The following is a 21,744-nucleotide window of genomic DNA, read 5'->3' as shown; positions in this document are numbered from 1 at the left end:
CCCTCTGTCTGGCGCCTGAAAAAGCCCCCAACCCCTTGCTCAGAACGGCTGGAAGTATCCAAGCAGGGCCTTATCGCACAAAAGTATTAACACTATTTAACCGGTGCCCCATCGCAGGGCATCAACTAGCGTGTGTCTGGAATAGACGGTTTATCTGATGACCGTCATACGCTTGATACGTGTGCGGTATCTCGCCGCCGTTGCACGCCTTCAAGGACGAAATCGGCCACGAAAGGAGTAGCCCGTGGAATCAAGGTTTGGTGTCGCCCTCGTTTCGCGCTTTTCCCCACTGTCCCTTGCCGTGCATCTGAGTGTCGCCGGGCTACTGTTCGGTGGTGTCAGCGAGCAGGCGTTCGCCACCTGCTCGGCGGCAGGCTCCACGATTACCTGTTCGGGTGTTCCGACGCTGCCGCTGTTTCTCAACGACTACAGCAGTGCGACCAGCGGGCTGACGGTCAACGTCAGCTCCGGGGCGCAGATGAACGCGACCCTGGGCGGCAAGGTGATCAACCTGACCGGGGCCAACATCAACCTGAACAACTCCGGCACCCTCGATCCTGCCTTGCTGGGCCTGGTTTCTATCCTCAGTGGCGGTGCGTTCATCGGCACCGGCGCGACCAGCACGGTAAGCATCGTCAACAACACCACCGGGATCATTCGCGGCACCGGCATGTTGCTCGGCCTCAACCTGACCAGCATCGACGGTCTGGGGATTGGCGTGAACAACTCCGTGTCGGGCACTACGACCATCACCAACGACGGCACGATTACCTCGACCGGGCTGTCGGTCGGCGGCATCACCCTGGCCGATACGCCAGTGGTCGGGGTGTATGGCGGTTCGCAAGTCAACATGACCAACAGTGCCAGCGGCACGATCAACGGCCGGATCGCGTTCGAGACGTCGGTGGCGGGCAACACCTTCACCAACGCCGGTAACATCACTGGCGGCGTGTCGATGGGGGCGGGCAGTACCAACACCTTCTACGCGATCACAGGTTCCAGCGTTAACGTCGGCGACGGTGTGCAAGTGTCCGTCGGCCTCGGTGGCCTGATCGGCATCAACCTGACCTTCGCTCCGACCGGGACGATCGATGGCGGCGCGGCCGGTACCAACACGCTGATCCTGCAAAACCCGATCGGCCTCGGCGGCGGCACCACCGGGACCGGCACGGCGTCCAGCGCGACGTACGTCAACTTCAACAACCTGACCCTCAACAGCGGCACCTGGACCTTGCAAGGGCCGTTGGTCAGTGGTGCGACCACGCTCAATGGCGGTGTCGCGCAGTTCAACGACAACGCGGCATTCGGCAGTGGCGTGCTGACGTCCAACGGCGGGATCCTGCAGCCGAGCAATGCCGGTTTGTCGCTGGCCAACCAGATCAATCTAGGCGCCGGTGGCCTGACCCTGCAGGGCATCAACGGCACGACCCTGAACGGCGTGATTTCCGGTACTGGCGGCTTGACCAAGATTGGCAGCGGTCAGCTCAACCTCAACGGCATCAACACTTACACCGGCAACACCGTGCTCAACGGCGGCACAGTGCTTGTGGGTAACAACTCGGCATTCAGCACTGGCGGCATTACGGTCGGCGGCGCTTCGAGCATCTCGGCAACGACGCCGATTTCGCTGGCCAACGCGATCACGCTCAACAGCACCCTGACCGCGACCGGCACCGGTGCGCTGACTCTGGGCGGGGTGATCAGCGGCGCCAGCAACCTGACCAAAACCGGCAGCGGCAGCCTGACCCTCAACGGCATCAACACCTACACCGGGACCACCAGCCTCAGTGCCGGCACCTTGCGCGTCGGCAACAACAACGCCTTGGGCACCGGTGTACTCAACACCAGCAACGGCACCAGCCTCGACAGCACCGGCAACGTGACCCTGGCCAACAACGTCGGTATCACCGGTACGTTGAACGTGCTCGGCAGCAATGCCCTGACCCTGGCCGGCGTCGTGTCCGGCACCGGGGCGATCACCAAGAGCGGCAGCGCCAGCCTGACCCTGACCGGCAACAACACCAACAGCGGCGCCACCGCGCTCAACGGCGGCAGTTTGCTCGTCGGCAGCAACACCGCCCTCGGCACGGGCGCACTGAATGCGGCGGCCGGCACCACGCTGGATGCGACCACGGCGGTGACTTTGGCCAACGCCGTGGCGCTGGCGGGCGGGCTGACCATCGGCGGTACTCAGGCGCTGGGCTTGAGTGGCGTCATCAGTGGCGCCGGCAACCTGATCAAGAACGGCACCGCGAACCTGACCCTCAGCGGCAACAACACCTTCTCCGGCGGCACCGCGCTGAACAACGGGACGCTGATCGTCGGCTCCAACACTGCGCTCGGTACCGGCGCACTGACCACGGCAGCGGGCACCACCCTCGACGCCAGCACCAGCGTGGCGCTGAGCAACGCCGTCGCCCTCGGCGGCAATCTGAACATCGCCGGCAATGCCAACCTGACCCTTGGCGGTGTGGTCAGCGGCAGCGGCGGGTTGACCAAGAACGGCGTGGCGAACCTGATTCTCAACGGCGCCAACACCTTCAGCGGTGGCACCACCCTGAACGCCGGCACCCTGACCGTCGGCAATGCCGCCGCGCTGGGCAGCGGCGACCTGACCGTCGCCAATGCCGCGACTCTCGACAGCAACACCTCGGTCATCCTGAACAACAACGTTGCACTCAACGGCAACCTGGCCATCGGCGGCAGCAACGGCATGATTCTGGGTGGCGTGCTCAGCGGCGCCAGTCAGTTGATCAAGAACGGCACGGCCAACCTGACCCTCAACGGCGCCAACACCTTCACCGGCGGCACCGCGCTCAACGACGGCAGCCTGACCGTCGGCAACGGCGCGGCACTCGGCACCGGCACGCTGACCGTAGGCGGGGCGGGCGCAACGCTCAACAGTAGCGCCAACGTGACACTGAACAACGCGATTGCGCTGAACGCCAACCTTACTGCCGGCGGCGCCAACCCGCTAACCCTCGGTGGAGTGATCAGCGGTGGTAGCAGCCTGATCAAGACAGGCGCCTCGACCCTGACTCTCAACGGTAACAACACCTACAGCGGCGCTACATCGCTAAACGCCGGGACGCTGATCGTCGGCTCCAACACCGCCCTCGGCAGCGGCGTACTCAACGCCGCCAACGGCACCACGCTGGATGCCGGCACCGCGACCAGCCTCGCCAACAACGTCAACCTCGGCGGCAACGTGACGGTCGGTGGCAGCAACGCGCTGACCCTTACCGGCGTGGTTGCCGGGGTTGGCGGCCTGATCAAGAGCGGCCCGGCCGACCTGATCCTCAACGGCGCCAATACCTACTTCGGCAACACCGCACTCAACGTCGGCAAGTTGATTGTCGGCAGCAACACCGCGATCGGCAGCGGCGCATTGAACGCAGCGGCTGGCACCACGCTGGACACCAACACCGCCGTAACCCTGGGCAACCAGGTCAACCTGGCCGGTGCGATGAACATCGGCGGCAGCGCGGATCTGACCCTCACCGGGACCGTCGCCGGAGCCGGCAGCCTGGTGAAAAACGGCGCGGAAAATCTGAACCTCAACGGCACCAACACCTACGTCGGTGGCACCACGCTAAACGCCGGTACAGTGACCGTCGGCAACAGCTCCGCACTGGGCACCGGTGCCTTGACCGTCGGCGGTGCGGCAACGCTCGACAGCAGTTCGCCGCTGGTCAGCCTGGCCAACGCGGTGGTGCTCAATGCGGCGCTGAGCGTCGGCGGTACCCAGGACCTGACCCTCGGTGGCGTGGTCAGCGGCGCAGGCCAGTTGATCAAGAACGGCGCGGCCAACCTGACCGTCAACGGCACCAACACCTACAGCGGCGGCACCACTCTCAATGCCGGTACGCTGACACTGGGCTCGGCCGCTGCCTTGGGCAGTGGCGGTCTGACCGTCGGTGGTGCGTCGACGCTGGACACCAGCACCGGCATGAGCGTCGGCAACAACATCACCCTCAACGCCGGCCTGACCCTGGCCGGCAGCAACACCCTGAACCTCAGCGGTGTGATCGATGGTGCAGGTAGCCTGACCAAGGACGGCTTTGGCGACCTGACGCTCAGCGGCAACAACACCTTCACCGGTGCACTGAACATCGCCTCCGGCAGCGTCACCACCGTGAGCAGCGGGGCACTCGGCAACACCTCCGGCGCCAATATCAGCGCCGGTGCCAATCTCTATCTCAACAGCAGCACCAGCCTCAACGGGCTGAGCGGCAGCGGCAGTGTGCAGATCGCTGGTGGCAACACCCTGACGGTGGGTGGCGTGAGCAGCACCAGCACGTTCGACGGCGACCTCGGTGGCAGCGGTGCGCTGACCAAAGTCGGTACCGGCACGCTGAATCTGACCGGCAGCAGCGGCCTCACCGGCAACACCAACGTCAACGCCGGTACGTTGAATCTCACCGGATCGCTGGCCAGCACCCAGCTCAACATCAACAACGGCGCGACCCTCACGGGCACCGGTTCGGCGCTGGGCGTCATCACCGTCAACAGCGGCGGTCATCTGGCGTTGTCCTCGGGCAATACCTTGTCCGCCTCGTCACTGATTCTCACCGCTAACAGCAATGTTGACGCGAGCCTCGCCACGCCATCGACCACGTCGCTGATGAACATCGGCGGCAACCTGACCCTGGACGGCAATCTCAACGTCACCGATGCCGGCGGTTTCGGTGTCGGTGTCTATCGCTTGTTCAACTACATCGGCGCACTGACCGACAACGGCCTGACCGTGGCCGGTGTACCGGTGGGTTACGGCCTCGGCGACATCCTGGTGCAGACCCTGGGTAATCAGGTGAATCTGGTCGTGTCGGCGCCGAACACCAACCTGCGCTTCTGGGACGGCAGCCAGACGATCCCCAACGGCACAGTGGATGGCGGCAGCGGCACCTGGAATGCCGGGGGGACCAACTGGACCAATTCCAACGGCACGTTGAACCAGACCTGGGCCGGCGACTTCGCTGTGTTCCAGGGTACGGCCGGTACCGTTTCGGTCAACGGCACGCAACTGTTCACCGGGATGCAGTTCCTCACCGATGGCTACAACGTGGTGAATGGTTCCTCGGGGCTGTTGACCGCGGTCAACGGCACAGGCGGCACCACCGCGATGCGGGTCGATCCGGGCGTGACCGCCACGGTCGGGGTGAACATCGACGGCAGCGGTATCCTCAACAAACTCGACGCCGGCACCCTGGTGCTCAACGGCGCCAACAGCTACACCGGTGGCACACAACTGGACGGCGGCACCCTGGTGGTCGGCAGCAACACCGCACTGGGCACTGGCGCGTTGATCGCCAACGCCGGCACGCAACTGGACAGCAACACCGCCGTGACCCTGGCCAACGCGGCCACGCTGAATGGCAACCTCACCGTGCTCGGCAGCAATGCGCTGACCCTCAACGGTGTCATTTCCGGCACTGGCGGCTTGATCAAGAACGGCTCGGCCAGCCTGACCCTCGGCGGCAACAACGCCTTCCTCGGGCCAGTGGCGTTGAATGCGGGCGGACTGGTTCTGGCGTCGAACAGCGCGCTGGGTTCGGCCACCCTGAACGCGGCGAACGGCACCACCCTGGATGCCAGCGGTGCTTTCACGGCGGGGAATGCAATCAATCTGGCGGGCAACCTCGGCATCGTCGGCAGCAACGATCTGACGCTGAGCGGGGCCATCAATGGCGCCGGCAGCCTGACCAAAAACGGCGCGGCCAACCTGATCCTGAGCGGTGCCAACAACTTCCTCGGCGGCGTTACCCTCAATGCCGGCACCCTGACCGCCGGCAGCAACGGCGCTCTGGGCCTGGGCAACCTGACCGTGGCCGGTGCGTCCTCGCTGGACAGCAACACGTCGGCGTCGCTCGGCAACAACGTAGTGCTCAACGCCAATCTGACCAACACCGGCAGCAGCGACGTAGCGCTCGGCGGCGTGGTCAGCGGCACCGGCGGTCTGATCAAGAACGGCGCGTCCAACCTGACCCTCAACGGCATCAACACCTACAGCGGCGGCACCACGCTGAACGCCGGTACCGTGACCCTCGGCACCTCGTCGGGCCTGGGCTCCGGCGCGGTGACCGTGGCGGGCGCTTCGACCCTCGACACCACGGCGCCACTGGTGCTGGCCAACAACATCAACGTCAATGCCAACCTGAGCGTGGCCGGCAACAACAACCTGACGTTGGGCGGCGTGATTGCGGGGGCGGGCACCTTGACCAAGAACGGTCTGGCCGACCTGACGCTGTCCGGCAACAACAGCTTCAGCGGCACATTCGACGTGCAGTCCGGCAGCCTGACCACCCTGGGCAACTCGGCGCTGGGCAGCAACGCCGGGGTCAATCTCGGCAATGCCGCGACGCTGAACCTCGGCGGTTCGGGCAGCCTCGCCAGCCTGACCGGCAGCGGTACCGCACTGATCGGTGGCGGAAACACACTGAGCATCGGCGGCAACAACGCCAGCAGCATTTTCGGTGGTGTGCTCACCGGCACCGGCGAGTTGAGCAAACTCGGCACCGGCACGCTGACCCTGACCGGCCTCAACAGCCTGACCGGTAACACCACGGTCAACGCCGGGACCTTGAACGTCAGCGGCTCGCTGGACAGTGCCAGTGTGCTGGTCAACAGCGGCGGCACCCTGACCGGCGGCGGCTCGCTCGGCGGGGCCGTGACCGTGGCGGACGGCGGTCATCTGGCGGGCGCCACCGGCAGCACGCTTTCGGTGAATTCGCTGGTGTTCAACGCCAACGCCAACTTCGATGTCGGCCTCGGCACACCGGTCTCCGGTGGCGGCAACGCGCTGGTCAACGTCGGCGGCAACCTGACCCTGGACGGTACCCTCAACGTCAGCGACATCGGCGGTTTCGGCAGCGGCGTGTACCGGTTGATCAACTACACCGGTGGCCTGACCGACAACGGCATGCTGATCGGCACCGTGCCGGGCAGCGTCACGCCGGGCGACCTGACCCTGCAAACCGCGCTGGCCAACCAGATTAACCTGCTGGTCACCGCACCGGGCGTCACCGTGCAGTTCTGGGACGGCAACCAACTGGTCGCCAACGGTTCGGTCGATGGCGGCAGCGGCACCTGGGGCACCGGCACCACCAACTGGACCGACGTCAACGGCACCACCAATCAGGCCTGGACCAACAACTTCGCGGTGTTCCAGGGCACAGCGGGCACCGTCACGGTGAACGGCGCGCAAACCCTCACCGGCATGCAGTTCGTCACCGATGGCTACAGCCTGCAGAACGGCACGGCCGGTTCGCTGAATCTGGTCAACGGATCGCTGGGCAATGCCACCGTGCGGGTCGATCCGAACGTCACCGCGACCGTGGGCGTGGCGCTCAACGGTGCCGGCACACTGGGCAAATACGACACCGGCACCCTGGTGCTCAACGCCGCCAACGGCTACACCGGTGGCACCGCACTCAATGGCGGCAAGATTGTGGTCGGCAACAACGCCGCCCTCGGCACTGGCGTGTTGACCGCTGCCAACGGCACCGCGCTGGACAGCAACACCGCCGTCAGCCTGGCCAACGCGGTGGTGCTCGACGGCGGACTCACCGTCGCCGGCTCCAATGCATTGACTCTCGGTGGGGTGGTCAGCGGCAGCGGCAGTCTGATCAAGACCGGCGCATCGAGCCTGACCCTCAATGGCAGCAACACTTACAGCGGCGGTACTCAACTGTCCGGCGGCTCGCTGATCCTGGGCAACAACAGTGCGATCAGCAGCGGCGCGCTGAATGTGTCGGGTAACGGAACGCTCGACAGCACCTCTGCGCTGCAACTGGCCAACACCATCAACCTGGGGGCGCAACTGACCTTGGCCGGCAACCAGAACACCACGCTGATCGGTGCGATCACCGGCAGCGGCAGTCTGGTGAAAAACGGCAGTGGCGACCTGCTGCTCAGCGGCGCCAACACCTACAGCGGCGGCACCACGTTGAACGGCGGCAACACCCGTGGCGACACCAGCAGCCTGCAGGGCGCCATCGTCAACAACGCGGCGCTGACCTTCGAGCAGAACAGCGATGGCAGCTACACCGGCAATCTGACGGGCGCCGGCACCCTCAACAAAACCGGCGCCGGCGCCTTGCTGCTGACCGGCAACAACACCTTCACCGGCAACACCGCGGTGCAGGCTGGTGCGCTGAACGTCAACGGTGTGCTCAACAGTGCCAACGTCAACGTTGCCAGCGGGGCGGCCATCGGCGGCAGCGGCGTGATCGCCGGCACCGTGCAACTGGCCAACGGTGCGACGCTGACCGGCGGCGGCATTGCAACGCCGTTGTCCGTCGGTTCGCTGGCGTTGTCGTCGGGGACCAACCTGGATTTCAGCCTTGGCTCGGCCGCCAGCTCCACCACCGTGGTCAACGTCGCCGGCAACCTGACCCTCGACGGTACGTTGAACATCAGCAATGCCGGCGGCTTCGGCACCGGTGTCTACCAGCTGTTTACCTACGGCGGCAGCCTGACCAACAACGGCCTGGTCTTCGGCAGCCTGCCGGTTTCAGCGTCAAACCTGACCCTGCAAACCGCCTTGGCCAATCAGATCAATCTGCTGGTGCAGGGTACGCCGGGTGAGGTGCAGTTCTGGAACGGTGGCAAAACCAATCCGGATGGCAGCATCGGTGGTGGCAGCGGCGTATGGGGACCCGGCACCAACTGGACCGACGCGACCGGCACTCAGGCGCAAGGCTCCAGTGGACAGTTCGCGGTGTTCGGCGGGCAGGGCGGTACGGTCACCGTGCAAGGCAATCAGAACTTCACCGGGCTGCAGTTCCTCGTCAACGGCTACAGCCTGGTGCCGGATGCCGGCGACACGCTGACGCCGGTCAATGGCGCGGGCGGTACACCGGCGCCGATCCGCGTCAATGCCGGTGCCAGCGCGCAAATCGATGTGCCGTTGATCGGCGCTGGTGGTATCGAGAAACTCGACGCCGGCACGTTGATTCTCACTGGTGCCAACACCTACAGCGGTGGCACCACCGTCAGCGGCGGTACGCTGATCGGTAACAGCACCAGCCTGCAAGGCAACATCCTCGACAACGCGGCGCTGGTGTTCCAGCAGAATGCCGATGGCAGGTTCAACGGTCGCCTCAGCGGTACCGGTGCGCTGGCCAAACGCGGTAGCGGAACCTTGCTGTTGACCGGTGATCAGCCGTTCAGTGGCACTGTTTCGGTGGATCAAGGCGTGCTGCAGGTCGGCAGCCGTGCGGCGCGGGCTTCTCTGGGCGGGCAAGTGACCGTGGCCAACGGCGCCGGTTTGAGCGGTAACGGCAGCGTCGGTTCGGTGGTCAACCACGGGGTAGTGGCCTCCGGTGGTGGTGACGGAAACCTGAGCGTGGCCGGCAACCTGACCAACGCCGCCGATGGCGTGTTGGCTCTGACCGTCAGTTCGCCGACCGCTACGCCACTGACCGTCGGTGGTACAGCCAACCTGAGCGGTGGCCTGCAAGTGAACAGCCTGGCGCCGTTCACCGGCAACACCGTGTATTCGCTGATCACTGCCGGCGGTGGAGTGACTGGCACCTTCAGCGCGGCCGATCTGCCGCAGTACGCGTTCCTCTCCTCAACGCTGGTGTACAGCCCTGATGCGGTAAACCTGCTGGTCAGTCGCAACGGCAACTCGTTCACCGACGTCGCCGCCACCGGTAACCAGCGCAGCACCGCCTCGGCGTTGACGCGCAACGGCCCGGCGGGCGCGGCACTGCAGAACGAAATCGTCAACCTCAGTGTGGCGGGTGCGCGGCAGGCCTTCGACAACCTGTCCGGGGAAATCCACGCCAGCACCGCCAGCGCGGTTCTGGAGGATTCACGCTTTGTGCGCGAAGCGGTCAATGACCGTATGCGTCAACCTACCTGCGGTGCTGCGGATGATCCGCGTCGCACGCTGGCGCCGAGCGACACGCAACTGAGCAGCAACGGCTGTCACGGTGAAATGGTCGGCTGGGCCCGCGCCATCGGTGCCTGGGGTGACATGGGCGGCGACAGCAACACGGCGAAAGTCGATCGCAGCCTCGGCGGTTTCATGCTCGGCACCGACAAGCAACTCGACGATCAATGGCGCGCCGGGATGGCGGCGGGCTACACCCGCAGCAACCTCAACGCGCATGACCGCAACTCCGATGCCAAAGTCGACAGCTACCACCTGGCGGCCTACCTGAGCTCGCAGTTCGATGCCCTGGCCGTGCGCCTCGGTGCGGCCTACAGCTGGCACAGCATCGAGACCAAGCGCGACGTCAGCGTCGGCAGCTACAACGACCGCCTGAAGGCTGATTACGATGCCCGCAGTGCCCAGGTGTTCGGTGAAGTGGGTTATGCGATCAATGCAGCAGGCGTGGCCATCGAACCCTTCGCCGGCCTGGCCTACGTCAACTACGACAGCGACACCGCCAAGGAAAAAGGCGGAGTGGGGCGCCTGAAGGGCGATGCCGATCAGGACATCACCTACTCGACCCTCGGTGTGCGCATCGGCAAGTTGGTGACCCTGGCCAATGGCAGCCAACTCACCCCACGGGCAGCGATCGGCTGGCGGCATGCCTACGGCGACACCAAGCCTGACGCCGACCTGACCTTCATCGACGGTGGCGCGTCGTTCAGCACCCAAGGCGTGCCGATTGCCAAGGACAGTGCGCTGCTCGAAGCCGGCGTGGACTTCCAGATCAGCCCGACCGGCAAGCTCGGGATCGGCTATTCGGGCCAGGTGTCCAGCGACAACAACGACAGCGCGATGACCATCAGCTTCAGCCAAAGCTTCTGATCATGGTCGAAGCACTTTAGCCGCCCGCAAGGGCGGTTTTTTTTGCTCGACAATCGCCTCTGCTAGAATCCGCCCCATTCCCTGCCAGAGGTTGCCCCATGAGCGAACCCATCCGTCTGACCCAATACAGCCACGGTGCCGGTTGCGGCTGCAAGATTTCGCCGCAGGTGCTGGAAGTGATCCTTGCCGGCAGCGGCGCACAGAACCTCGACCCGAAACTGTGGGTCGGCAACGCCTCGCGCGATGACGCGGCGGTGTATGAAATCGATGCCGAGCGCGGTGTGGTGTCGACCACCGATTTTTTCATGCCGATTGTCGACGACCCGTTCGACTTCGGCCGAATCGCCGCGACTAACGCGATCAGTGATATCTACGCCATGGGCGGTGACCCGTTGATGGCCATTGCCATTCTTGGCTGGCCGGTGAACGTGCTGGCGCCGGAAGTGGCGCGGGAAGTGATTCGCGGTGGTCGCGCAGTGTGCGACGCGGCGGGTATTCCATTGGCCGGTGGCCATTCGATCGATGCGCCGGAGCCGATTTTCGGCCTCGCCGTCACCGGCCTGGTCGAAAAGCGCTTCATGAAGCGCAACGACACCGCCACCGCCGGTTGCCTGCTGTACCTGACCAAACCGCTGGGTATCGGCATCCTCACCACCGCAGAAAAGAAGGGCAAGTTGCGTAACGCCGACATCGGCGTGGCCCGGGACTGGATGTGCACGCTGAACAAACCCGGCAGCCGCTTCGGCAAACTGGCCGGCGTCACTGCGATGACCGACGTCACCGGTTTCGGCCTGCTCGGGCATCTGGTGGAAATGGCCGATGGCAGCCACCTCACCGCGCGTATCGCCTATGACCGCGTGCCGCGTCTGGACAGCGTCGAGTATTACCTCGAACAAGGCTGCGTACCCGGCGGCACCTTGCGCAATTTCGACAGTTATTCAAGCAAGCTCGGACGCGTGCAGGAACTGCACAAGCGCGTGCTGTGCGATCCGCAGACCAGCGGCGGCCTGCTGTTGGCCGTAACCCCGGACGGCAACGCCGAATTCCTCGCCGTGGCCGCAGAGCTGGGCCTGAATCTGGAGCCGATCGGTGAACTGGTCGAGCGACAGACCCACGCAGTCGAGGTGATTTGATGCTCCGCGACTGCACCGATTACCGCGACATTTTCCTCAACGACCGGCCGCTGATGGATGCCCGCGCGCCGGTGGAGTTTCACAAGGGGGCGTTCCCCGGGGCAGTCAATCTGCCGCTGATGAATGACCTGGAGCGGCAAAAGGTCGGCACCTGCTACAAACAGCATGGTCAGCAGGCGGCCATCGAACTGGGCCACCGTCTGGTGTCCGGCGCGGTGAAGGCCGAACGCATCGAGGCCTGGGCTGAATTCGCCCGGGCCCATCCCGACGGCTATCTCTATTGCTTTCGTGGTGGCCTGCGCTCGCAGATCACCCAGCAGTGGCTCAAGAGCGAGGCCGGGATCGACTATCCGCGAGTCGGCGGCGGCTACAAGGCACTGCGCAACTTCCTGATCGACACCCTCGAACAAGCGGTGACCCAATGTGATTTTGTGCTGCTGGGCGGCATGACCGGCACCGGCAAGACCGAACTGCTGGTACAGCTGGATAATGGTCTGGATCTTGAGGGGCACGCCAATCATCGCGGTTCCAGTTTCGGCAAGCGCGCCACCGGGCAACCGTCGAACATCGATTTCGAGAACCGACTGGCCATCGACATCCTCAAGAAGCGTGACGCCGGTATCGGCCAGTTTGTGCTCGAAGACGAGAGCCGGGTGGTGGGCAGTTGCGCGTTGCCGCTGCCGTTGTATCAGGGCATGCAGCATTACCCGATGGTCTGGCTGGAGGACCGCTTCGAGGACCGTGTGCAGCGCATCCTGCGTGATTACGTGGTGGACCTGTCGGCCGAGTTTTCGACGGTGCATGGCGAGCAGGGTTTTGCGCTGTTCTCTGAACGCTTGCTCGAAAGCCTGAACAATGTGCAGAAACGCTTGGGCGGTGAACGCCATCGACGGATGCTGCTGTTGATGGAGGACGCACTGGCCGAGCAGGGGCGCAGCGGCTCGGTGGATTTGCACCGGGGCTGGATCGAAGGGTTGCTGCGCGAGTATTACGACCCGATGTATGTGTTTCAGCGCGAGAAGAAGGGGGCGCGAATCGAGTTTGCGGGCGAGCAGAAAGCAGTCATTGAATATCTGCACGATCGCGTGAATCAGAAGGCTTGATGCGCTATTCAGCGGCCTCTTCGCGGGCAAGCCCGCTCCCACACTGGAAATCCGCTGAACCCGTCATTTGAGTTCGGCGCAAGCTTGAATGTGGGAGCGGGCTTGCTCGCGAAAAGGTTAAGGCTGGCAGCGCAAAACTCAGGTCGGGCAAGTGACCTTGCCGTTATCCAGCCCCTGCTTGTAGCTGTGGCTCTGCAGGCTGGCCTTGCCGTTGTGCCAGGTGAGGGTCAGCACGTACAGCGAGTCATAGTCGCCGGATGCCCAGTCTTCGGTGATGGTCTGTTTCTCGCCCACGGCCTTGCCCGCGACCTTGTTGATCAGCTCGGGCAGATAGCCGTGGGACCACGCGGTGTAGATGGTCGAGTTGTGATATTTGTCGGCGGTCAGCTCCCGGGCCAGGTCGTTGGTGTCGTTGGCCGAAAACTCGATGTTCACCGGCAGGCCGAGTTTGATGGCGGCGGGGCTGATGGTCATCAGGGGGCGGATGTAGCTGTAGGAATTGTCCAGCTCGCCTTCCTCGACATTGCGCGTGGGGTTGGCGGCGAATACGTAGTCGGCCTTGCCGAATTTTTCCGGTAGCAGGGTCGACAGCTCGATGGCCCGGTTCAGGCCCTGGCAGTTGAGCTGGCCGAGGCCGCCGTCGGGTTTTTCACCGTGGCGCAGGAAGATCAGGGTCTGGGTGCCATCCACCGGTTGCGCGCGGCTTTCGCTGGACTCAAGGGACAGGAACAGTGCGCTCATCGCCAGCAGCGAGGGCAGGGCCACATAGGCGCGATGTTTGAAGCGTTTGGCGACTTTCATCAGGTTCGTCATCAAATGAGGCGTCTTCAGTCTGTTCGGTTAAGGCTGACAAACCTCTGCACCGCAGGCAGTCGGGGCCGGGTGTTTTCCCTGTCTTGAATGGTTTCCTTGGAGCCCTCGGAAGGCCTTTGGTTCGATCCGCCTGGCGGGGCACACCTTAAAGGCGTCGCCGGATGGCTGGAGGCAGGTTAGCGACAGGATGTTGCGGATTTAAGTAAGTCCGGCTGCCAGGACAAAAAGAACCCGAGCCAGCGCGGAAAACGTGGATTATGCTCGGGGCTTTCATTTTGTGACTGGATGCTACCCATGACCGATCTGTCCGCGTTCCCGATCACCCAGAAGTGGCCGGCGCAGTACCCCGACTGGATTCAGCTCTATTCCCTGCCGACCCCCAACGGCGTCAAGGTCTCGATCATGCTCGAAGAGATCGGTCTGCCCTACGAGCCGCACCGTGTGGGGTTCGACATTAATGACCAGATGTCCCCGGAATTCCTGTCGCTGAACCCGAACAACAAGATCCCGGCGATCCTCGACCCCCATGGCCCCGAGGACAAACCGCTGCCCTTGTTCGAGTCCGGCGCAATCCTGATTTACCTCGCCGACAAAAGCGGTCAGTTGCTGGCCCAGGAAGGCGCACTGCGCTACGAAACCATTCAGTGGCTGATGTTCCAGATGGGCGGCATCGGCCCGATGTTCGGCCAGCTCGGTTTCTTCAACAAATTCGCCGGCAAGGATTACGAAGACAAACGTCCCCGTAACCGTTACGTCGACGAAAGCAAACGCCTGCTCAAAGTCCTCGACGGCCGCCTCCAGGGACGCGACTGGATCATGGGCGAGCGCTACACCATCGCCGACATCGCCACGTTCCCGTGGGTGCGCAACCTGATCGGTTTCTATGAGGCGGGCGATCTGGTGGGCATCAAGGACTTCCCGAACGTTACCCGGGTGCTGGAGCGTTTTCTGGCGCGACCGGCGGTGGTGCGTGGTCTGACCATTCCTTCCTGACCCTGTGTCTGCCGGGTGCGCAGATTGTTGCGTCCCCGGTAATGCACTCTTGATTGATCCAGGTTTGTACCTCATCCCCCGCAAGGCATAAGCTTCGCCCCCTACGACTTTCGTCTCATCTGCCCGTTTTTCAGGAAAGGCCCCATGTCCAGTCAGTTCCCCGAAGCACGTCCACGCCGTCTGCGTCGCAATGCGAGCCTGCGCAGCCTGTTCCAGGAAACCGAGTTTTCCCTCAACGATCTGGTGCTGCCGATTTTCGTCGAGGAAGAAATCGATGACTTCGTGCCGATCAAGAGCATGCCCGGCGTGATGCGTATTCCGGAGCGCAAACTGGCCAGCGAGATCGAGCGTTACGCCCGTGCCGGGATCAAGTCGGTGATGACCTTCGGCGTGTCCCATCACCTGGACGCCAACGGCAGCGACACCTGGCGCGAAAACGGGCTGGTGTCGCGCATGTCGCGGATCGCCAAGGACGCGGTGCCGGACATGATCGTAATGTCCGATACTTGCTTCTGCGAATACACCGATCACGGCCATTGCGGTGTGATGCACAATCATGAAGTCGACAACGACCAGACCCTGATCAATCTCGGCAAACAAGCCGTGGCGGCGGCCCGTGCCGGCGCCGATGTGATTGCGCCGTCGGCGGCAATGGACGGCCAGGTGCGGGCAATTCGCCGGGCGCTGGACGACGCCGGGTTCACGCAAATCCCGATCATGGCCTACTCGACCAAATTCGCCTCGGCACTCTACGGCCCGTTCCGCGAGGCCGGCGGCAGCGCGCTGAAAGGCGATCGCAAAAGCTATCAGATGAACCCGATGAACCGCCGCGAAGCCCTGCGTGAATCGTTGCTCGACGAACAGGAAGGTGCCGATGCACTGATGGTCAAACCGGCCGGCGCATACCTGGACATCATCCGCGAGATCCGCGAAGCCTCGAACCTGCCGCTGGCGGCGTATCAGGTCAGCGGCGAGTACGCGATGATCAAGTTCGGCGCCCAGGCCGGGGCTATCGACGAAGATCGCGTGGTGCGCGAAAGCCTCGGTGCGATCAAACGCGCCGGTGCGGATCTGATCTTCACCTACTTTGCGATGGACCTGGCCTTGGCCGGAATTTGAAGACGTTGCCCGGCCATCGGTAGCGATGGCCGGGCATTGCTTATACTTTCAAATGATTTTCTTGCTATAGAAAACCCGGTCCACATAGCCATCCGCTTTTTTGTAGTAATGCCCCAGTGTGCCAGCGAGCTCAAAGCCACAAGCGCGGACAATATCGATGCCCTGACGCTGTGTTGCCAAATGGAAGTAATACAGCAGTTCGATACCGATAGCGCGGGCTCGTTCTTCGAGTTGTTTGACCAATTCAATGCCTTCGTCCAGATGATCAGGCAGAAGCCCGAACCGGATCTCTGCAACATGGCGCTCGATCCAGCGGGGCCGACGTTCGATCTCGCCCAGACCGATGATCGCCGTGTCCTTCAAAATGCACAGGGTCACGGCATTCTGCTGTTTTTCCTTTTCTAACAAAGACTCAATCCAGAGAACTTCCTTTTCATGATCGATCGATCGGACATCCTCGGGCCTTTCCACCCGTTCCGGATCCTGTTGGACGAGCGTGTTGAAGTAATGCAATAGATCATCTGCATCCGAAGTTTGAGGTTGTCTAAATTGCATGAAGGTATTCTTTCTCGTAATAGGTCGCACAGCATTTGCAAAGGGGATTTCTAGGGATGTCATCAACTTGAAATTTGCCGCTCAGCAACAGTGATGAGAATGTCAGCCTGCGGTTAACGTACATGTTGGCTTTGTGTCCGAGAAACCATTTGAACACTTCGGCTGCACCCAGGGTTCCGGCGATGGAAGTTGATAAAACATTTACCGGGACGGGGCCGGTATGTTCCTTTCGGGAGTGGTCAGTTGGAAATAAACAAGCGAAACAGGCACTTTTCAGTTCCGGGATCATGGTGAATACATAACCATAGGAAAACTGAGCAGAGGCGTGAATCATGGGTTTGTTTGTGCGCAGGCAATATTCATTGATGGTGTTTCTACCATCGGGGGAGTCGCCGCCTTCGACAATGACTTCATATTGATCGAGCAGTCGGTCGACATTGTGTCGCGTTATTTTTTCTTCAAATAACCGGATATCAATATCCGGGTTGAGGTCGACCAGCGTTCTAAACGCTGCGACACCCTTGGTACTGCCTATGTCCGGAGTGCGATACAGCAACTGACGATTCAAGTTGGATAACTCGACCGTGTCGAACTCTACGATCCCGACTTTTCCGATCCCTCCGGCAACCAATGCCATCAGCAGCGTGGACTTGACGCCACCGGCGCCGATTACAGCAACAGAGCCTTGCGAAACCCTCTGTTGACCGGTCTTTCCCCACTCCGGCATGTTCTCCTGACGATTGTATCGCTCATCCTTGAAATCAAAGTGCATGGGCATCGGCCTCGAAGCGGGTTAGACAAGAAAGTGAAACAGACTCCCCACGGATTCTGTTTCGAATCCGCAGGGCTGGCGTTCAGGCCAGGAGGATTGCCTGTCGTTCAACAATCAACCATCGCATGCCCGAAAACTTCTTGCAGTGCAGGCGCCGCCACTGACTTCTTCAAGTTCTTCCTGAAAGAGTTCCAGAACGGGATAGTCCTGAAGGGCGGCTTCAAGAGACTCAGCTTCTATTTCCGACTTTCCTATAAGACCTTCTGGTAAACCACGCAGAAAAATTTTCATTGATATCCTATCTAATGAGTTGTTTTGGATTTGTGTTAGTTGAAGATCTCTTTCGATAGCCGCAGTCTCGGGCTGTCTAAGGGGTGTTGACTATAAAAATTGGATTCCAGTAGTGTCAATGTGAGCTTTAGATTGTATTGGTGTGGTGCGGAAGACTTTGGTTATATAGGAGGTGTGTCAGGTGGGTATTGAAAAATTAGATAGGGAAAGGCCTTCTCTTTTTCGCAAGGAGGCGATAGCGTTCGCCTCCGAAAGATTTTATGGAAACTATCTCGATATAAAAATCGATAAGTCTCTCGACGGCCTGGCATTATGTTTGGGTGTGTTTGTTTTCTTCCTGCTTGGAGTGGGCGCAAGCTATATGCAAGGACGCAATATTGAACCTGTTGCCATTACACAGCGCGTCGGTGATGTTTCTCACCTGCACCTGGTCAAATGACCAGACAAGGAAACACCCCTTTGCGCTGGGGTAACAGAAAGTTGCCGGTCTTACTGCAGACAGAAGCCAGTGAATGTGGTCTCGCGTGTCTCGCCATGATTGCCCGCTATTGGGGGCGTGCAACTGACCTGATTCTGCTTCGTCAGCGTTTCAGCGTTTCACTCAAGGGCTCTACCCTTAAAAGCCTGATATCGATGGCGCAACGGCTCGGGTTCCAGTCCCGCCCATTACGCGTGGAGTTACCGCAACTTTCGAGTCTGAAATTGCCGTGTATTTTGCATTGGGACATGAACCATTTCGTGGTGCTTGAGAAAGTGACGCGCAACGAGTTGCTGATTCACGACCCGGCAAGCGGCAAACGGAGCATTTCCTGGTCTCGGGCATCCAGTCATTTCACAGGCGTGGTACTGGAATTGACGCCCGGGGAACTGTTTGAACGCCTGCCGTCCCAAAAGAAGATTTCCTGGCAATCCATGCTCGGCAAAGTCGATGGGCTCTACGCAGGACTGGCAAGATTGTTGTTGATGGGCGCGCTGTTGCAAGCGCTTGCATTGGCGCTCCCGTTCTACTTGCAATGGGTCGTGGACGACGTGCTGACCACGGGTGATCACCGGTTGATGACTGTTCTGGGCAGCGGATTCTTGTTGCTGGTACTGCTTCAGACCGGATTGGGGTGGTTGCGATCATGGATGGCCGCGTCGTTGTCCGCCTATTTGGGGTATCAATGGTTGGGCAATGCCTTTGCCCATTTGCTGCGCTTGCCGGTTGCCTGGTTCGAGAAGCGGCATCTGGGTGATATCGCGTCGAGATTTCAGGCTATACAGGTCATTCAGAAAACACTGACCACGCAATTGATTGAAGGACTCATCGACGGTTTATGGGTGTTTTCCACGCTGGTCGTCATGTTTTTCTACAGTGCCACGCTCGCATTTGTCAGTCTGTCGGCCGTGGTGCTTTATGCAGCTTTGCGCTGGGGTGTTTTTCAAAAGCAGCGTGAAGCTACAGCGGTGCATATCGCCTGCGCGGCCAGGCAAGGCACGCTGTTTATCGAGTCTGCCCGGGGTATTCAAAGCATTCGGTTATATGGTCGCGAGCAGGAGCGACGGTGCGCTTGGAGTAACGCCCTGACGGATCAGCTCAATGCTGAGTTACGGATCGCGCGCATAGCGATATCGTTCCAGTCAGCCAGCACCCTTGTTTTTAACGGGGAGCGGATTGTCGTGGTCTGGTTGGCAGCAATGGCCGTTATGGATAGCCACTTTTCCGTCGGTATGCTGTTTGCGTTTCTGAGCTACAAGGATCAGTTCAGCCAGCGTATTGCTGCGTTGCTGGATAAGTCGTTCGAACTGCGGATGTTGCGTCTGCACAGTGAGCGCATCGCGGATATTTTGCTGACGGCACCGGAAGAGGGGGCTGACGACGCTGAAATCGACATTCGGGAGATAGAAACGGATATTGAGTTACGCAATGTCTCCTTTCGATACGCGGAACATGAGCCCAATGTCATCGACAATTTGAGTTTGCGCATCCCGGCGGGCGAGTGCATTGCGATTGCGGGGGTGTCGGGTTGTGGCAAGACCACTTTGCTCAAATTGATACTGGGGCTGTTGACACCAACCGAGGGGGAGATTTTTCTGGGCGGGGTTGAGCTGACGCGTCTTGGGTTGAGGAACTATCGCCAGATGACTGGAACAGTGATGCAGGACGATCAACTGTTCACCGGAACGCTTTCGGACAATATCTGTTTTTTCGACGCTCAGCCGGACCCGGGGCAAGTGATCAGGTGCTCGGAACAAGCGGCGGTGCATGATGAAATCATGGCGCTGCCGATGAAGTACAACACGCTTGTCGGTGATCTTGGATCAGGCCTGTCAGGCGGCCAGAGACAACGCATACTGCTGGCTCGCGCATTGTACCGATCGCCGAGGTTGCTGGTGCTGGACGAAGCCACCAGTCATCTGGATGTCTGGAACGAGCAACGGGTCAATGCCGCCATCACACAGGAGGCAATGACCCGAATACTGGTTGCCCATCGTCCGCAAACCCTTGCAATGGCGCAACGGGTAGTGACTTTGGATCAAGGGCGAATCATCGCGGATCTCACGCATAGGGTCGATGATTGCCCTGGTCGCTAGCGTTCACTGGACGGGTTGCTGCAAATAACATCTGATCCCGTGATCACGAAAGTACCGTTCGATCACCTTCGGATCCGCGCTGTTGTCGGCAATCGCCACGTAGGTATCCGGGCGCAGCAGGTAAAAACCGTTGCGCCCCAGGCCCGCCGTTTCAAACGCCGGGCGCCAGTCGAACACGTGCAGCGGCAAGTGGTGTTCATTGCACCAGGCGATCATTTCGTCGCTGGTGTCACCGTATACATGCACCTGCCAACACGGGTTGCGCAACGGTTCGTAATTGTCCCCCTCGCCATCATGGGCCCACGGCAAGCGGTCGCCGCCGTGCACATGCCCGGCCACTCCCTCGCTCAACGCCATGCCCCGATAATTGACGGTAATCTGCGAGACGGTGCGAAACAGGAATTCGCGACTGGTTTCGAATGACGCCATTTTCGGGATCAGGAACGGTGCCAGCCGCGTGCGCAACAGATCGGCCATGCGGCCTTCGGCGGTGACGAAGCTGAAGACCTTGTCGGTGGTCGACACCAGCCGCCGGGCGAAGGCGATGCGTTCGGTTTCGTAGCTGTCGAGCAGCTTCGCCGTGGCGCCGCCGCTGAGCACTGCCGCGAGTTTCCACGCCAGATTGATCGCATCGCCGATGCCAGTATTCATGCCCTGACCGCCGGCCGGGCTGTGTACGTGCGCCGCATCGCCGAGCAGAAACGCCCGGCCCTGGCGAAAGTGGTCTGCCACTCGATGATGCACACGGTAGGTGGAGAACCAGTTGACGTCCTCGATGTGCACGTTCAGATGTTCGATGGCGCGACTGCTGACATCGGAAAATTCCAGGGTTTCGGCGCGATCCGCACGTTCGTCGCGCACGGTGCCGATCAGCCGTGCGCGACCTTCGCCGGCCAGCGGGAACACCGCGAGAAAATCCGCCTCATCCAGATCCAGATGCAACTCGCCGTTGAGCGCCGGGCCGCTGGCCTGCACGTCGGCGACATAGAAAATCTGCTGATAGGTGCCACCGGGGAAACCGGTGTCGAGGGTCTTGCGCACCACCGAACGGGCGCCGTCACATCCGGCCAGGTAACAGGCCTGGCAGATCTCCTGTTCGCCATCCGGCAGACGCAAATGGGCGGTGAGACCGTCGCCGTTTTCCGTGAAGCTTTCGAGGGTGGTATTGCGCTCGACGAACACGTCGTAGTCTTCGAGGCGGTCGATCAGCAGTCGCTCGTGTTCGTCCTGCGGATAGATTTTCAGAAAGGCATAGGGCGTCAGGCCTTCGCCGATCCGGTTGAGCGGCAACTGTGCCACGGGTTTGCCCTTGACCCAGAAATTCGCCGCTGCCACCCGATGCCCGTTGCGCACCACGGCTTCGGCGAGATCCAGTTGCCGGTACAACTCCAGCGTGCGCGCCTGCACCGCCAGCGCCCGCGAGGTGGTGCCCAGCGCGGAGGTCTTGTCGATGATGCGCACGCGCACGCCCAGTTTGCTCAGCCACAGGGCCAGTACCAGTCCGGTGGGACCCGCGCCGATGATCAGAACGTCACTGCGGTTCATGGTCTGTCCTCCTCGCGTGCCCTTTGCCACTGAGTGTGCAGCACCAAGTATGGATCAGCGGGCGGGCACGGCCAGTTCGCC

Annotated in this window: 12 protein-coding genes; 7 read left to right on the top strand and 5 right to left on the bottom strand. The window is 61.5% G+C overall.

Annotated elements, in window-relative coordinates:
* Positions 1 to 244: 244 nt before the first annotated feature.
* The 3 genes from NE357_RS18485 (at position 245) to mnmH (ending at position 13,001) form a co-directional block, all read left to right on the top strand.
* Complete coding sequence (locus NE357_RS18485) at positions 245 to 10,765, top strand: autotransporter-associated beta strand repeat-containing protein (RefSeq protein ID WP_169431075.1); 10,521 nt, start codon at positions 245 to 247, stop codon at positions 10,763 to 10,765.
* Between the two features lie 98 nt (positions 10,766 to 10,863).
* Positions 10,864 to 11,898, top strand: coding sequence for a selenide, water dikinase SelD (selD, locus tag NE357_RS18480; RefSeq protein WP_169431074.1), 1,035 nt, complete (start codon positions 10,864 to 10,866; stop codon positions 11,896 to 11,898).
* A complete protein-coding gene (gene mnmH, locus NE357_RS18475; RefSeq protein ID WP_169431073.1) occupies positions 11,898 to 13,001 on the top strand; it encodes a tRNA 2-selenouridine(34) synthase MnmH in 1,104 nt (367 codons plus the stop codon). The genes selD and mnmH overlap by 1 nt, the downstream gene beginning before the upstream one ends.
* A 138-nt stretch (positions 13,002 to 13,139) precedes the next feature.
* Here mnmH and NE357_RS18470 read toward each other — a convergent pair whose 3' ends face one another.
* A complete protein-coding gene (locus tag NE357_RS18470) occupies positions 13,140 to 13,814 on the bottom strand; it encodes a histidine phosphatase family protein (RefSeq protein ID WP_169431072.1) in 675 nt (224 codons plus the stop codon).
* 294 nt (positions 13,815 to 14,108) lie between these two features.
* On the opposite strand from NE357_RS18470, the gene NE357_RS18465 reads away from it, so the two are divergent.
* Together NE357_RS18465 and hemB are read left to right on the top strand one after the other, a co-directional pair.
* Entirely contained in the window at positions 14,109 to 14,807 is a 699-nt protein-coding gene (locus NE357_RS18465) for a glutathione binding-like protein (RefSeq protein WP_169431071.1), read from the top strand.
* Positions 14,808 to 14,951: 144 nt separating this feature from the next.
* Positions 14,952 to 15,926, top strand: coding sequence for a porphobilinogen synthase (gene hemB / locus NE357_RS18460; protein WP_169431070.1), 975 nt, complete (start codon positions 14,952 to 14,954; stop codon positions 15,924 to 15,926).
* Between the two features lie 48 nt (positions 15,927 to 15,974).
* Here hemB and NE357_RS18455 read toward each other — a convergent pair whose 3' ends face one another.
* From NE357_RS18455 to NE357_RS18445, 3 genes are all read right to left on the bottom strand, one after another.
* Entirely contained in the window at positions 15,975 to 16,481 is a 507-nt protein-coding gene (locus tag NE357_RS18455) for a GNAT family N-acetyltransferase (RefSeq protein ID WP_169431069.1), read from the bottom strand.
* Complete coding sequence (locus NE357_RS18450; protein ID WP_169431068.1) at positions 16,471 to 17,253, bottom strand: HesA/MoeB/ThiF family protein; 783 nt, start codon at positions 17,251 to 17,253, stop codon at positions 16,471 to 16,473. The genes NE357_RS18455 and NE357_RS18450 overlap by 11 nt, the downstream gene beginning before the upstream one ends.
* Before the next feature lie 114 nt (positions 17,254 to 17,367).
* Positions 17,368 to 17,544: a hypothetical protein gene (locus tag NE357_RS18445; protein WP_164872156.1), complete on the bottom strand. Its 177-nt coding sequence runs from the start codon at positions 17,542 to 17,544 to the stop codon at positions 17,368 to 17,370.
* A gap of 181 nt (positions 17,545 to 17,725) precedes the next feature.
* On the opposite strand from NE357_RS18445, the gene NE357_RS18440 reads away from it, so the two are divergent.
* Together NE357_RS18440 and NE357_RS18435 are read left to right on the top strand one after the other, a co-directional pair.
* Complete coding sequence (locus NE357_RS18440; protein WP_169431067.1) at positions 17,726 to 17,983, top strand: hypothetical protein; 258 nt, start codon at positions 17,726 to 17,728, stop codon at positions 17,981 to 17,983.
* Positions 17,984 to 18,078: 95 nt separating this feature from the next.
* Positions 18,079 to 20,118: a peptidase domain-containing ABC transporter gene (locus tag NE357_RS18435; RefSeq protein WP_445576623.1), complete on the top strand. Its 2,040-nt coding sequence runs from the start codon at positions 18,079 to 18,081 to the stop codon at positions 20,116 to 20,118.
* 3 nt (positions 20,119 to 20,121) lie between these two features.
* Here the strand turns inward: NE357_RS18435 and NE357_RS18430 are convergent, their stop codons facing one another.
* The gene (locus NE357_RS18430) at positions 20,122 to 21,663 is read right to left on the bottom strand and encodes an FAD-dependent oxidoreductase (protein WP_169431066.1); all 1,542 of its coding nucleotides are present in this window, start codon (positions 21,661 to 21,663) and stop codon (positions 20,122 to 20,124) included.
* Between the last annotated feature and the right edge of the window lie 81 nt (positions 21,664 to 21,744).

This window comes from Pseudomonas sp. G7(2022) (assembly GCF_052660475.1).
The sequence above is the reverse complement of the archived record's forward strand: the minus strand, read 5'-3'. Positions and strand labels throughout refer to the sequence as shown.

What these genes read in the sequence shown, in the direction of transcription:
- selD (WP_169431074.1), top strand. Translation starts at nt 10,864, where the DNA reads ATGAGCGAACCCATCCGTCTGACCCAATACAGCCACGGTGCCGGTTGC.
- mnmH (WP_169431073.1), top strand. Translation starts at nt 11,898, where the DNA reads ATGCTCCGCGACTGCACCGATTACCGCGACATTTTCCTCAACGACCGG.
- NE357_RS18470 (WP_169431072.1), bottom strand. Translation starts at nt 13,814, where the DNA reads ATGACGAACCTGATGAAAGTCGCCAAACGCTTCAAACATCGCGCCTAT.
- NE357_RS18465 (WP_169431071.1), top strand. Translation starts at nt 14,109, where the DNA reads ATGACCGATCTGTCCGCGTTCCCGATCACCCAGAAGTGGCCGGCGCAG.
- hemB (WP_169431070.1), top strand. Translation starts at nt 14,952, where the DNA reads ATGTCCAGTCAGTTCCCCGAAGCACGTCCACGCCGTCTGCGTCGCAAT.
- NE357_RS18455 (WP_169431069.1), bottom strand. Translation starts at nt 16,481, where the DNA reads ATGCAATTTAGACAACCTCAAACTTCGGATGCAGATGATCTATTGCAT.
- NE357_RS18450 (WP_169431068.1), bottom strand. Translation starts at nt 17,253, where the DNA reads ATGCACTTTGATTTCAAGGATGAGCGATACAATCGTCAGGAGAACATG.
- NE357_RS18445 (WP_164872156.1), bottom strand. Translation starts at nt 17,544, where the DNA reads ATGAAAATTTTTCTGCGTGGTTTACCAGAAGGTCTTATAGGAAAGTCG.
- NE357_RS18435 (WP_445576623.1), top strand. Translation starts at nt 18,079, where the DNA reads ATGATTGCCCGCTATTGGGGGCGTGCAACTGACCTGATTCTGCTTCGT.
- NE357_RS18430 (WP_169431066.1), bottom strand. Translation starts at nt 21,663, where the DNA reads ATGAACCGCAGTGACGTTCTGATCATCGGCGCGGGTCCCACCGGACTG.